13 protein-coding genes and 1 tRNA gene are annotated in these 13227 nt (G+C 65.9%); 6 read left to right on the top strand and 8 right to left on the bottom strand.

Annotated features, from left to right (window positions below):
- The first annotated feature begins 25 nt into the window (after positions 1-25).
- The gene (locus G3N96_RS27750; RefSeq protein ID WP_039353754.1) at positions 26-406 is read left to right on the top strand and encodes a thioredoxin family protein; all 381 of its coding nucleotides are present in this window, start codon (positions 26-28) and stop codon (positions 404-406) included.
- Positions 407-598: 192 nt separating this feature from the next.
- Positions 599-3196 carry a DNA topoisomerase III gene (locus tag G3N96_RS27745; RefSeq protein ID WP_089426597.1) on the top strand — a complete coding sequence of 866 codons (2598 nt, stop codon included), beginning with the start codon at positions 599-601 and terminating at the stop codon, positions 3194-3196.
- Between the two features lie 138 nt (positions 3197-3334).
- Here the strand turns inward: G3N96_RS27745 and G3N96_RS27740 are convergent, their stop codons facing one another.
- The gene (locus G3N96_RS27740) at positions 3335-4384 is read right to left on the bottom strand and encodes a LysR family transcriptional regulator (RefSeq protein ID WP_206139179.1); all 1050 of its coding nucleotides are present in this window, start codon (positions 4382-4384) and stop codon (positions 3335-3337) included.
- 426 nt (positions 4385-4810) lie between these two features.
- Here G3N96_RS27740 and G3N96_RS27735 point away from each other — a divergent pair, with 426 nt between their 5' ends.
- Positions 4811-5824: a D-2-hydroxyacid dehydrogenase family protein gene (locus G3N96_RS27735; protein WP_011353578.1), complete on the top strand. Its 1014-nt coding sequence runs from the start codon at positions 4811-4813 to the stop codon at positions 5822-5824.
- Between the two features lie 49 nt (positions 5825-5873).
- Here G3N96_RS27735 and G3N96_RS27730 read toward each other — a convergent pair whose 3' ends face one another.
- A complete protein-coding gene (locus G3N96_RS27730) occupies positions 5874-6740 on the bottom strand; it encodes a patatin-like phospholipase family protein (RefSeq protein ID WP_206139178.1) in 867 nt (288 codons plus the stop codon).
- A gap of 8 nt (positions 6741-6748) precedes the next feature.
- Complete coding sequence (locus G3N96_RS27725) at positions 6749-7153, bottom strand: PaaI family thioesterase (RefSeq protein WP_059232891.1); 405 nt, start codon at positions 7151-7153, stop codon at positions 6749-6751.
- Positions 7154-7343: 190 nt separating this feature from the next.
- Between G3N96_RS27725 and G3N96_RS27720 the strand changes: the two genes are divergently transcribed.
- Both G3N96_RS27720 and G3N96_RS27715 read left to right on the top strand, forming a co-directional pair.
- Positions 7344-7419: transfer RNA gene (locus G3N96_RS27720), tRNA-Lys, on the top strand.
- 185 nt (positions 7420-7604) lie between these two features.
- Complete coding sequence (locus G3N96_RS27715; protein WP_206139177.1) at positions 7605-8654, top strand: DUF3592 domain-containing protein; 1050 nt, start codon at positions 7605-7607, stop codon at positions 8652-8654.
- Between the two features lie 43 nt (positions 8655-8697).
- Here the strand turns inward: G3N96_RS27715 and G3N96_RS27710 are convergent, their stop codons facing one another.
- Positions 8698-9312 carry a CGNR zinc finger domain-containing protein gene (locus G3N96_RS27710; RefSeq protein WP_206139176.1) on the bottom strand — a complete coding sequence of 205 codons (615 nt, stop codon included), beginning with the start codon at positions 9310-9312 and terminating at the stop codon, positions 8698-8700.
- Positions 9313-9393: 81 nt separating this feature from the next.
- Between G3N96_RS27710 and G3N96_RS27705 the strand changes: the two genes are divergently transcribed.
- The gene (locus tag G3N96_RS27705; RefSeq protein ID WP_124581936.1) at positions 9394-10209 is read left to right on the top strand and encodes an alpha/beta fold hydrolase; all 816 of its coding nucleotides are present in this window, start codon (positions 9394-9396) and stop codon (positions 10207-10209) included.
- Positions 10210-10246: 37 nt separating this feature from the next.
- Here the strand turns inward: G3N96_RS27705 and G3N96_RS27700 are convergent, their stop codons facing one another.
- The 4 genes from G3N96_RS27700 to G3N96_RS27685 all read right to left on the bottom strand — a co-directional run.
- Complete coding sequence (locus G3N96_RS27700; protein WP_206139175.1) at positions 10247-11005, bottom strand: amino acid ABC transporter ATP-binding protein; 759 nt, start codon at positions 11003-11005, stop codon at positions 10247-10249.
- Positions 11002-11682 carry an amino acid ABC transporter permease gene (locus G3N96_RS27695; protein ID WP_089426605.1) on the bottom strand — a complete coding sequence of 227 codons (681 nt, stop codon included), beginning with the start codon at positions 11680-11682 and terminating at the stop codon, positions 11002-11004. Before G3N96_RS27695 ends, G3N96_RS27700 begins: the two co-directional genes overlap by 4 nt.
- Positions 11683-11696: 14 nt before the next feature.
- Positions 11697-12479 carry an amino acid ABC transporter substrate-binding protein gene (locus G3N96_RS27690; protein WP_043185191.1) on the bottom strand — a complete coding sequence of 261 codons (783 nt, stop codon included), beginning with the start codon at positions 12477-12479 and terminating at the stop codon, positions 11697-11699.
- 179 nt (positions 12480-12658) lie between these two features.
- Positions 12659-13227, bottom strand: a 569-nt coding sequence (locus tag G3N96_RS27685) for an aldehyde dehydrogenase family protein (protein WP_206139174.1), incomplete at its 5' end; no start/stop codon positions are given.

The following is a 13227-nucleotide window of genomic DNA, read 5'->3' as shown; positions in this document are numbered from 1 at the left end:
CCGCCGACGATACTCAAGGAAACCCATGCCCGCGCTGAATCTCGACACCGATGCGGATCGGATCGCCGAGCGCCTCGCCGATCCCGGCACGTTGCTCGTCGCCTGCCTGTGCGCCGAGTGGTGCGGCACATGCCGCGACTACCGGACGGCCTTCGACCAGCTCGCCGACGCACATCCGGACGCCTGCTTTGCCTGGATCGACATCGAAACGCATGCCGATCAGCTCGACGATCTCGACGTCGAGAACTTCCCGACGATCCTGATCGAAGATACCCACACCGCCCGCTTCTTCGGCACGGTGCTGCCGCATGCTGCGATCGTCGAGCGGATGCTGTCCGACCTGAGCGCGGTACCCGGTGCGCCGCACGCACCGAAATTGCGCAACATCCTGGCCGTCGAAGCCTGAATTCGCGAGCCGGCCGGTCGTTTCGCGCACATTTGCGCGCCCCGCCGCGCCGGGCGCTTGCCGCCGTTGCGGCCCCCCTCTATGATGAGCCGCTTTTTACGCGCCGAGCCGCCATTGCTGCGGCGTGTGCTATAAAGCGGTCGTAAAAGGGACCCACAACCGGCGAACCCGGTCTACCAACACACACCTGTCATGTCCAAAGCACTGATCATTGCGGAAAAGCCTTCTGTCGCGAACGACATCGCACGCGCTTTGGGCGGCTTTACCAAGCATGACGAATATTACGAAAGCGACGATTTCGTCCTTTCGTCCGCTGTCGGCCACCTGCTGGAAATCGCCGCCCCGGAAGAGTACGAGGTCAAGCGCGGCAAATGGAGCTTCGCGCATCTGCCCGTCATCCCCCCGCATTTCGACCTGAATCCGATCGCAAAAAGCGAGTCGCGCCTCAAGGTGCTCACCAAGCTGCTGAAGCGCAAGGACGTGGACCGCCTGATCAACGCATGTGACGCGGGGCGCGAGGGCGAGCTGATTTTCCGCCTGATCGCGCAGCACGCGAAGGCGAAACAGCCGGTCCAGCGCCTGTGGCTGCAGTCGATGACCCCGCAGGCGATCCGCGACGGCTTCGCGAACCTGCGCAGCGACGCGGACATGCTGCCGCTCGCCGACGCCGCACGCTGCCGCTCGGAAGCCGACTGGCTCGTCGGGATCAACGGCACCCGCGCGATGACCGCGTTCAACAGCAAGGGCGGCGGCTTCTTCCTGACGACAGTTGGCCGCGTTCAGACACCAACGTTGTCGATCGTCGTCGAACGCGAAGAGAAAATCCGCCGCTTCGTCCCGCGCGACTACTGGGAAGTGAAGGCCGAATTCGCGTGCGCGGGCGGCTTTTACGAAGGCAAGTGGTACGACCCGAAATTCAAGCGCGACGAATTCGATCCGGAAAAGCGCGACTCCCGCCTGTGGAGCCTGCCGGCTGCCGAAACGATCGTCGCCGCGTGCCGCGACCAGATCGGCACGGTCTCTGAGGAATCGAAGCCGTCGACGCAGCTGTCGCCGCTGCTGTTCGACCTGACGAGCCTGCAGCGTGAAGCGAACAGCCGCTTCGGCTTCTCCGCGAAGAACACGCTCGGCCTCGCGCAGGCGCTGTATGAAAAGCACAAGGTGCTGACCTACCCGCGTACCGACGCGCGCGCACTGCCGGAAGACTACCTGTCGACGGTCCAGTCCACGCTCGAGATGCTCAAGGAGAGCAACAACTACCTGCCGCATGCGAAGCAGGTGCTCGACAAGGGCTGGGTGAAGCCGAACAAGCGGATCTTCGACAACTCGAAGATCAGCGACCACTTTGCAATCATCCCGACGCTGCAGGCGCCGAAGTCGCTGTCCGAGCCGGAGCAGAAGCTGTACGACATGGTCGTGAAGCGCTTCCTTGCCGTGTTCTTCCCGGCCGCCGAATTCCGCGTCACGACGCGGATCACCGAAGTCGCCGGCCATCACTTCAAGACCGAAGGCAAGGTGCTCGTCGAGCCGGGCTGGCTGCAGGTGTACGGCCGCGACGCCGAAGGCGCGGATGCGAACCTCGTGCCGGTGCAGAAGGACGAGAAGGTGAAGACGGACGAAATCGCCGCCGTCGCGCTCGTCACGAAGCCGCCCGCACGCTACTCGGAAGCGACGCTGCTGTCCGCGATGGAAGGCGCGGGCAAGCTCGTCGAGGACGACGAACTGCGCGAGGCGATGGCCGCGAAGGGCCTCGGCACGCCGGCCACGCGCGCGGCGATCATCGAAGGCCTGCTCGGCGAGAAATACCTCGTGCGCGAAGGCCGCGAACTGATCCCGACCGCGAAGGCGTTCCAGCTGATGACGCTGCTGCGCGGGCTCGGCGTGAAGGAACTCACCGCGCCCGAGCTCACCGGCGAATGGGAATACAAGCTGTCGCAGATGGAGCGCGGCAACCTCGGGCGTGAAGCGTTCATGCAGGAAATCGCCCGCATGACGCAGCAGATCGTGAAGCGCGCGAAGGAATACGATTCGGACACGATCCCCGGCGATTACGCGACGCTCGAGACGCCGTGCCCGAACTGCGGCGGCCAGGTGAAGGAAAACTACCGCCGCTTCGCATGCACGAAGTGCGAGTTCTCGATCTCGAAGATCCCGGGCAGCCGGCAGTTCGAGATCGCGGAAGTCGAGGAGCTGCTGCGCGAGAAGACGATCGGCCCGCTGTCCGGCTTCCGCAGCAAGATGGGCCGCCCGTTCTCGGCGATCCTCAAGCTGTCCTTCGACGACGAGACGAAGAACTACAAGCTCGAGTTCGATTTCGGCCAGGACACGGGCGGTGAGGAAGGCGAAGCGCCCGACTTTTCCGCACAGGAGCCGGTCGGCGCGTGCCCGAAGTGCAAGGGCCGCGTGTTCGAGCACGGGATGAGCTACGTGTGCGAGCACTCGGTGGCCAACCCGAAGACCTGCGACTTCCGCTCGGGCAAGGTGATCCTGCAGCAGGAAATCACGCGCGAGCAGATGGGCAAGCTGCTGGCCGACGGCCGCACGGATCTGCTGCCGAACTTCAAGTCGTCGCGCACGGGCCGCAACTTCAAGGCCTTCCTCGTGAAGCAGCCGGACGGCAAGATCGGCTTCGAGTTCGAGAAGAAGGAGCCGAAGGCCGCTGCCGCGAAAAAGACGGCAAAATCGGCGACGAAGGATGCCGAAACCGTGACGGAAGGCGCCGAAGAGAAACCGGCACCGGCTCGCAAGACCGCCGCCCGCAAGACGACGGCGCGCAAGACGGGCTCGTAACGGCCTGGCGGCCGGGGGCTCCCCCGGCCATGCCGAACGCGGGCAGGCAGTCATAAAAAAAACGCGGATCGATTGCTCGATCCGCGTTTTTCTTTGTGCCGGCGGCAACCGCTGCCAGGCCGCCAGGCTGTCGCGCCGTTACAGCGGCGACGGCGCCGCAACGCGCGTGCGCGGCGAACGCGGCAGGCGCGGCGACAGGTTCGGGTCGGCCGCTTCCGGCTGCTCGGCACGCGTCTCGACACCGATCGGCGCGAGCGCCGGACTCTGCGCGGCCCACTGCTCGCCCATCGTCGCGTCGGTCGAGTGGCTGAAATGCTCGACGAGGTGGTCGATGAACGTGCGCACCTTCGCGGGCAGATGGCGCCGGCTCGGGTAAGCGATGTTGATCTCGACCTGCGGCAGCCGGAAATCCGGCAGCAGCCGCACGAGCGCGCCGCGCGCAATATCGCCGCCGATCAGGTAGCTCGGCAGAATCGCGACCCCCATCCCGAGCAGCGCGAACTGGCGCAGCATCGCGGTGTTGTTCGCGACGATCACATTGGTCGGGCGCACGCGCACTTCGCCGTCCGGCCCCGTGAACACACGCTCGTCACCCCAGTATTCGGTCGGCAGGCTGAGGCTCGGGTGCTCGGCGAGATGCTCCGGATGGGTCGGCACGCCGTGCTTCTCCAGATAGCTCGGCGTCGCGCATACGGTCATGCAGCCGGTGGTCAGGCGCCGCGTGACGATGCTCGCGCTGCGCATCTGGCGCGTGACGACGATGCCGACGTCGAAGCCTTCCTCGACGAGATCGACCTGCCGGTCGACCAGTGTGAGATCCGGCACCACTTTCGGGAAATTCTCCGTGTACGACTGCAACACGGGCGCGAGATTGTGCAGGCCGAACACGACCGGCGCAACGATTCGCAACGTGCCGACCGGCTCGTGATTGCGCGCAACGACCATCTGCTCGACGTCCTCGAGCTCATCGAGGATCTGGCGAGCACGCTCCAGATAGACCTGGCCCGACTCCGTCAGGGAAAGGCTGCGCGTGGTGCGGTTCAGCAAACGCGTGCCGAGCCGGCCTTCCAGATCGGCGACGTGACGCGTCGCGACCGCGTTGGAGATATCCATTGCACTCGCGGCCCGCGCAAAACTGCCGAGATCTGCAACCTTGACGAACACGCGCATCGACTGCAAATGATCCATAAACGACTCCTGCCGCTGTTACAACTTCAAAAAGATGAAGCAAATGCGTAATTCTCCTACGACAGCGAAAATGATGCAGAGTTGCTCAACAAGGCCCCGGTTGACGATAAAAATAGTCAAAAATCCTCGCCTTCTGCGGATAGATGATCCAATTATTCTGATTGAAGCAACAATTGGGTGAACCTCGTCGAGTATGTGGCCGAATCAGGAAGGACGTATTTGATGCGACACAACAGCGCACCCTTCCGCCCATCGCGCAAGCGGCGCCGGGTCAGGCCGCCGCCAATTGCGGCGGAGCGTAACAACCTGTTAAAAAGACACCATGAAGGCGGCCGACGTTGCATCATGTCGGCCCCGGCCGGGCGGGACGGGTGCGCGACGTGCGCCGCCGCCACCGCCGCTTTCAACGCGCGACACCCGCTCACCATGAAAATTGCCATCCTCGACGACTACCAGGACGCCGTCCGCAAGCTGAACTGCTTCGAGATGCTTGCCGACCACGACGTGAAGGTGTTCAACAATACGGTGCGCGGATTGGGACAACTCGCCAGCCGTCTGGCGGAGGTCGAGGCGCTCGTGCTGATTCGCGAACGCACCCCGATTTCGTCGCAACTGCTCGCCAAGCTGCCGAACCTGCGCATGATCAGCCAGACCGGCCGCATTTCGAGCCACATCGATCTCGAAGCGTGTACCGACCGCGGCATCGCCGTGCTCGAAGGCACGGGCTCGCCGATTGCCCCCGCCGAACTGACCTGGGCGCTCGTGATGGCCGCCCAGCGCCGCATTCCGCAATACGTCGCGAACCTCAAGCAAGGCGCGTGGCAGCAGTCTGGCCTGAAGACGTCGGCGATGCCGCCGAACTTCGGCCTCGGCCAGGTGCTGCGCGGCCAGACGCTCGGCATCTGGGGCTATGGCAAGATCGGCCGGCTCGTCGCCGGCTACGGCAAGGCGTTCGGGATGAACGTGCTGATCTGGGGCCGCGAGCATTCGCTCGAGGCCGCGCGCGCCGACGGCTATACGGCCGCCGAAAGCCGCGAAGCGCTGTTCGAGCAGAGCGACGTGCTGTCGCTGCACCTGCGCATGCATGACGACACGCGCGGGATCGTGAAGCAGGAAGATCTGATGCGGATGAAGCCGACGTCGCTGCTCGTCAACACGAGCCGCGCCGAACTGCTCGAGGAAAATGCACTGGTCAACGCGCTGTCGCACAACCGCCCGGGGATGGTCGCGATCGACGTATTCGAAAGCGAGCCGATCCTGCAGGGCTACAGCCTGCTGCGGATGGAAAACGTGATCTGCACGCCGCACATCGGCTACGTCGAGCGCGAAAGCTACGAGCTCTACTTCAGCGCGGCATTCCGGAACATCCTGGCGTTCGACCAGGGCGACATGTCGAGCGTCGTCAACCCGGAAGCCCTGACGCCGCGCCGCGTGCGCTGAGCGTCGCGGGCCGCGCCCGCCGCGTGGCCCCACTTCCTGCTTCCCGTCTTCAGGCGGCCACACGGCCGCCCGTCATCGCGGCGACGCGCGTGAGGAAATGCTCGCCGTCGCGCCGCCCGAGATCGTACGCATGCCGCATCTGCGACGGGCTCGTGTAATCCCAACTCGAAATCGGCACCTTGCTCGACGGCTGGACGTACAGCCGCCGCTGCTCGCCGTGCGCAACCGTGAACATCTGCGGGCGCGGGTACAGCCGCGTGACGAGCACCAGCACGTCGCCTGGCGTCGGGTCGAGCGCGTCGACCGGCACGTTGTCGACCATCCCGCCGTCGAGCACGGGCCGGCCGCCACGGCGCAGCACCGGCGTGAACGGCGGGGTGCAGGACGACTGCAGGATCAGGTCGGCGAGCTCGTCGACGCTCGCGCAGGCCTGCGCGCGCACGAATTCCGGCCGAAAGCCGAGCGTGCGCCCGAGCGTCGGGTGCAGCGTCTTGCGCACGTATTTTTCGATGTTGTACGCGACGAGGCCCGCGGCCACCGCGCTGCGCGCGCCGAGCCAGCGCGGCACGTGCGACACGCCGATGCGGATCTCCGGCGCCGCGGCAAGCTTTGCGAACGGCTCGCCGTAGATGTCGAGCAGCGCCTGACGGTAAATCCGGTAATGCGGAAACACGGGCTCACGCCCGAACAGGTTGCCCCAGTACGCGTTCTTCCGGTTGTGGCGCAGCGCCTCTTCGTAATAGCGCATCACCCAGGCGGCATCGCGCGTATACAGCATGCATGCGGTCGCCGCGCCGGCCGAGATGCCGGTGATCACGCGCGGGCGCAAGTCGAGCGCCGGCTGGGCGATGTCCCAGAAGCCGGCCTGCCACCAGCAGCGATTGCCGCCGCCCGCAAAGACGATCTGGTCGAACATCGCGCCGCTCAGCTGACGAGCGCGTAGGTCGACGTCGCGTGAACGGCCATCTTGCCGTCCTCGTCGAACAGCTCGACTTCGCCGAATACGAGATTGCGGCCCATCCGCAGCACGCGCGCGGTGACGAGCACGTCGCCCTTGCGCACGGGCCGCATGAAGTTCGTGTTCAGCGATACGGTGGTCATCGGCCGGAACTCGCCGAGCGCGACCGAGATCGCGACCACCATCGCGGTGTCGGCGGCCGCCGTGAACACCTGGCCGCAGATGATGCCGCCCGAATGGCGGAATTCGCCGGAAAACGGCAGGCGCAGCGTGACGCTGTCGTCGCCGATCGACACGGGGACCAGACCGAGCGAGCGGACCCAGGGGGCCAGCAGGCGATCCAGCAATTCGCGGACTGCGTTTTCGTCCATCTTCGAAAGCCCAGAAAGCATTGCGCGACCGTCGCGCAACACGTGTGGCGTCATCATACCGGGAGCGCGGAAAGTGCGATCGCTCGTCATCGGGCCGACAGCTGCCGTCGTGGTGACGAAATATTTTCAGGAAATTTGCAGAAAGGGCTTGCACGACCTCAAATACCCGTGCATAATCTTTCTTCTGTTGGGGGCGTTAGCTCAGTTGGTAGAGCAGCGGACTCTTAATCCGTAGGTCGAGTGTTCGAGTCACTCACGCCCCACCAGGAATTCCGAAGCCCGGTTAGCGAAAGCTAACCGGGCTTTTTCCTTTTCCGCCGTCGCACGCACGGCGCGCCCCGTCGCAGTACGCCCTCGCACGCCCGTTGCGCATCGTTTCCGCTAGAATCGTCCGACAAATATCACACGACCGGCGCAGGCACTGCCGTTTGCCCACCGGCACTGAGAGAACATGGGACGTCAGACATGGAAGCATGTAACCGAGACGCGACCATTCAGAGGGCCTGGTTGCGCCGATATCGGCGAGTCCCTCGGGACACGCCGCTCCAACGATCACGCCGGCATCCGCAGTGCGACGCACGAACCGGATCCGGCCATGCCGGGTAAGGACGCACTCGTCGCGCTGGCGCTCGGCGTTGTGCTGCTCGTACTGGCAGGCGTACTCGCCGTCACGGCCGGCCAGGCGACCGGCCACCTCGTTCGCACGCCGGGCACGGTCGTCCGTATCGTGCAGGACAGCGACGCGATGCGCGCGTACCGGCCGATCGTCGCGTATCTCGCGAACGACGGCCAGCGCCGCGAGGTCGCCGGCAATACCGCGTCGACCATTCCCGCCTACGACATCGGCGAGAACGTCGACGTCCTGCTCGATCCCGTCCATCCCGAGCGCCCCGCGCTGATCGACGATTTCGCGCAACGCTGGTTTCCGGCGGCGGTGGCGGCGCTGCTCGCCATCGCGTCGTTCGCGATCGGCGTCCTGCTGATCGCCGGCAAACGCCACCGCATGCAATCCGATGCGCCGCCCACCCGGGCCGAGCGCAAGCGGGCACGACGCCGCTGGGATATCGCGATCGTACTGATTCCGATCACGATCGGCACGAGCTTCCTTGCCGGTGCCGGTGCGACCGGCCTGCGTCAGTGGCAGATCGCCCACCACTACGCGCGCTCGACCGGCCACGTCGTCGAGATCGCAAAAAATGCGCGGTCGGCCCGCCCGCGCACGTCGCTGTATTCGGCGATCGTCGCGTTCACGACCGACAGCGGACGCCGGATCACGTTCGCCCAGGGCGCGGCGGCGTCGCATCCGGGCCTGCAGGAAGGCGAAGCGGTCAACGTGCTGTACGACCCCGTCACCCCCGAGCGCGCGGTCGTCGACCGCTTCTGGGATCGCTGGGGCCTCACGGCCATCCTGCTCGCAATCGGTGCGCCGTTTCTCGCGGCCGGGCTGTTCGTCGCCGCGACGCTGTGGCCGGAGCATCGGTCGCACGAAATCGCCCCATGACGCTCGCGCGCCGCCTGGCACGACAACCGGAACGGCGCGCGCGTCACCGCTCCCTGAACGCCTCCACCTTCGCGCGGTTCCCGCACGTACGCATGTCGCACCAGCGGCGTCCGACGCCGCGGCCACGATCGACGAAGAACCACGTGCACCGGCCGCACTGCCTCACCCGCGCGAAATCGTCGCTGCGCAACAGTTGCTCGAAGCCGAGTGCGGCCGCGTCGACCCAGCGCGACGCGGCGCGCGCGTCGGGCCGCCACGCGAACCGGCCGTCGACCGCATCGAACGCGCTGCGCCCGATCGCGTCGCGAATCGCCACGGCGAGCCGGTCCGCCGCGCGCGCGCCGGCCGTGCCGCCCCCTCCGGCCGTCAGGTGCAAGATTGCCGTGTAGGCATCCTCGCGAAAGCGATGCAGCACCGCCAGCGCGTCCGCGTCATCCTGCCGCGCATGACGCAGCAGCCGCGCCAGATCGGCCGGCGCCAGCAGTCCCGATCGCTCCGCCCACGCATGCACGGCCGGCCAGTCGACGAGCTTGTCCGCGTCGCGCGTCTTGCCCGTATCGGCCACCGTGTTGAGGAAATCGAGCGCCGGATGGCCGCCGACGAAATCGGCTGCGCCCCATGCGTGCGCGAGTCGCGCGGGCTCGTGTCGAGTAACCATTTATTTTCGCCTATCAGTTTCACACCCAGGTAATCCGGAGTAACCTGTTAACAACCAAAACAGGTTAGCACGGAGATGCCGATGCTCGAACTCGCCAATCGCTTCATTTTCGAAGGCCACCGGATTGCCTGGGGAACGGTCGGCGAAGGCCCGCCGCTCGTGCTCGTGCACGGCACGCCGTTTTCGTCACAGGTGTGGCGCCGGATCGCGCCGTGGCTCGCGCGGCGTCATCGCGTGTTTTTCTACGACCTGCTCGGTTACGGTCAGTCCGACATGCCGGACGCGGACGTGTCGCTCGGCCGCCAGAACAGGCTGTTCGGCGCGCTGCTCGACGAGTGGAACATCTCACGCCCCCGCATACTTGCTCACGACTACGGCGGCGCAACCGTGTTGCGCGCGCACTTCCTCGACGGCGTCGCCTATGCGGATCTCACGCTCGTGAATCCGGTTGCAATCGCGCCGCAGGGTTCGCCGTTCGTGCGTCATGTCGCGCAGCACGAAGCCGCATTCACCGGACTGCCTGCGTATGCGCATCACGCGCTCGTGTCGGCGTATCTCGGCAATGCCGTCGCGCGGCCGCTGAGCGACGACGCGCTGTCGATCTACCGCGCGCCGTGGCTCACGCCCGACGGCCAGGCCGCGTTCTATCGCCAGATCGCGCAGATGCGCCAGCGCTACATCGAGGAAGCCGAGGCGCGTTATGCGCCGCCGGACTTTCCGGTGCGCATCGTGTGGGGCGAGGACGACACGTGGATTCCGCTCGAACAGGGGCAGGCGCTCGCCGATCGCATCGCGAACGGCCGGCTGATCAGGGTGCCGCGCGCGGGCCACCTGGTGCAGGAAGATGCGCCGGAGGCGATCGTCGCGGCGGTGCTCGACACGTCAGGGCAAGGTTGACGCCCGCTGTCGCGCATATCGCTCTTCGCGTGCCGCGTCAGAACACCGGCACGCCCTGCGCAAGCGTCGAGATGAACTTCGCGGTGCGCGGATCGCGCGGGTCGCCGAACAGGTCGCGCGACGCACCGGCTTCGACAACGCGGCCCTCCGCGAGAAACACCGCGTCGTGCGCAATCGACGCGGCCAGGCGCAGGTCGTGGGTGGCCATCAGCATCGTCGTACCTTCCCGTGCGAGCTGGCGCAGCACCTCGACCACTTCGACGGACAGTTCCGGATCGAGCGCCGACGTCGGTTCGTCGCACAACAGCACCTGCGGCGACGGCGCGAGCGCACGCGCGATCGCGACGCGTTGCTGCTGGCCGCCCGACAGCGTGCCGGGCCACGCGTCGGCCTTGTCCGCGATGCCGACCTTCTCGAGCAGCGCGAGCGCGCGTTCGCGGGCTCGCTCGCGCGGCCAGCGCTGCACGGTGACGAGCCCTTCCATCACGTTCTGCACGACACTCAGGTGCGGAAACAGCTGGAAGTTCTGGAACACCATGCCGGTCTGGCGGCGCACCGCGAACACGGCGTCGCGCGCCGGCCGCTGCGTCGGCGAGAAGTCGATGCGTGCGTCGCCGACCGTCAGCGCACCCGCCTCGGGCACTTCGAGCAGGTTCACGCAACGCAGCAGCGTGCTCTTGCCGCTGCCGGACGGCCCGATCAGCGCCGTCACGCTGCCGGGTTGCAACGCGAGGTCGATCCCGTGCAGCACACGATGCGTGCCGAACGACTTGTCGATGCGTTCGAGCCTGATCATCGCAGTTCCGCCTGGAACAGCGCATGACGGCCGAAGCGGATTTCGAGGCGACGCTGCAGCGTGGACAGCACCGAGCTGAGCAGCAGATAGACCAGCGCGGCTTCCGTATAGAGAATCATCGGCTCGTAGGTCACGGCAGCGATCCGCTGCGCGGCCTGGAAGATTTCCGGCACGGTCAGCACGGCCGCGAGCGACGTGTCCTTCACGAGCGAAATGAACGAATTCGACAGTGCGGGCAGCGCAACGCGCGCGGCCTGCGGCAGGATCGCGCGACGCAGCGCCTGCGGGCGCGTCATCGCCATCGAGTACGCGGCTTCCCACTGCCCCTTCGGAATCGATTCGATCACGCCGCGGATCACCTCGGCGTTGTACGCGCCGACGTTCAGCGAGAAACCGATCACCGCGGCCGTCAGCGGATCGAGCACGATGCCGACGCTCGGCAGCCCGTAGAAGATCACGAACAGCTGCACGAGCAGCGGCGACCCGCGAAACAGCCAGATGTAGAAACGCACGGCGGCCTGCGCCCAACGCGGCCCGAACAGCCGCGTGAGCGCCGCGCCGAAGGCGAGCAGCAGGCCGATCGCGAACGACGCGAGCGTGAGCGGTACCGTAAACACGAGCCCCGCGACGAGCAGGGGCCGCAGCGATTCCGCCATCAGGTGAAGCCAGGCCGGCATCGTTCAGCCTCGCGTCACGGTTGCGACACGTCGCGGCCGAAATACTTCTGCGAAATCTTCGCGTAGGTGCCGTCGGCCTTGATGTCCGCGAGCGCCTTGTCGATCGCGGCCACCAGCGCGGGGCTGCCCTTGCGCAGCAGCACGCCCGATGCGTCGCTCGCGCCGCCCGTGTCGGTCGCCGCGATCTTCAGTTTCGCGTCCGGCTTGTGCTTGCGGAAATCGAGGTACGACAGCGAGTCGTTGATCGTCGCGTCGACGCGCCCCGAGCTCAGCAGGTCGATCGATTCGTTGAAGCCCTGCACGGGCACGACGTCCGCGCCGTGCGCGGCCGCGAGCTTGCCGAAATTGCTGGTCAGCGTGTTCGCGGATTTCTTGCCCTTGAGGTCGTCGAACGAGCGGATCGTCGTGTTGTCCGCGCGCACGATCAGCACCGCGCGGGACGTGATGTACGGCGTCGAGAAATCGTATTTCGCCTTGCGCGCGTCGGTGATCGACACTTCGTTGACGACCGCGTCGTAGCGGTTCACGTCGAGGCCCGCGATCAGCCCGTCCCACTTGCCTTCGACGAACTGCGGCTTCACGCCGAGGCGCTGCGCGATCGCGGTCGCGATGTCGACGTCGAAGCCCGTCAGCTTGCCGGTTTCGTCGTGGTACGTGAACGGCGCATACGTGCCTTCGGTGCCGACCCGGAACACGCCGGACGACTTGATCTGCGACAGGTCGTCGGCGGCCAGTGCGCTCGTGACCGAAACGGCCTGCAGCATGGCGACGACCAGGATGGAGCGAAGGAATTTCATGGTGCGGACCCCGAATGATTGGAGGGAATGATCCCGCGGCACACGTATGCCGTTCGAGAGGTCCGCGAATTCTACCGACGCGTCGATGCGCGGCAAAAACGCAAATCGGCTATCGATATGAGCCGGTAGAATAACGCGCGCACCGGCCGCGAAACCGGTGCGCGCGGCTTACACGTCACTTACCACGGCAGCGAATACGTCTTCGTATTCGTGAAGCTCTTCATTGCTTCCTGCACGCCTTCCTTGTAGCCCAGCCCCGAATCCTTCACGCCGCCGAACGGTGTCAGCTCGAGCCGGTAGCCCGGCACTTCGCGCACGTTCACGCTGCCGACTTCCAGTTCGGTGATGAAGCGCGTGATGTGGTCGAAGCGGTTCGTGCAGACCGACGACGACAGCGCATAGTCGGTGCTGTTCGACATCCGAATCGCGTCGTCGATGTCGCGGAAGCGCATGATCGGCGACACGGGGCCAAAGGTCTCGTATTTCACGAGCGGCATGTCGGGCGTCACGCGATCGATCACCGTCGGCGAATACAGCGCGCCGTTGCGGACATTGCCCACCAGCAACCGCGCCCCGCGCGCGATCGCGTCGTTCACCTGCTGCTCGCAGAATTTCGCGGCGGCCTCGTCGATCACCGTGCCCATGTCGACCGACGGATCGGCCGGATTGCCGTACGACCACGCGCTGGTTTTCTCGACCACCAGCTCCGTAAAACGATCGGCCACCGACTCGTGCACGAGCATCCGCT

This window comes from Burkholderia sp. Se-20373 (assembly GCF_017104705.1).
Taxonomy (GTDB): Bacteria; Pseudomonadota; Gammaproteobacteria; order Burkholderiales; family Burkholderiaceae; genus Burkholderia.
Note: the sequence above shows the minus strand (reverse complement) of the source record. Positions and strands in the feature narration are given on the sequence as shown.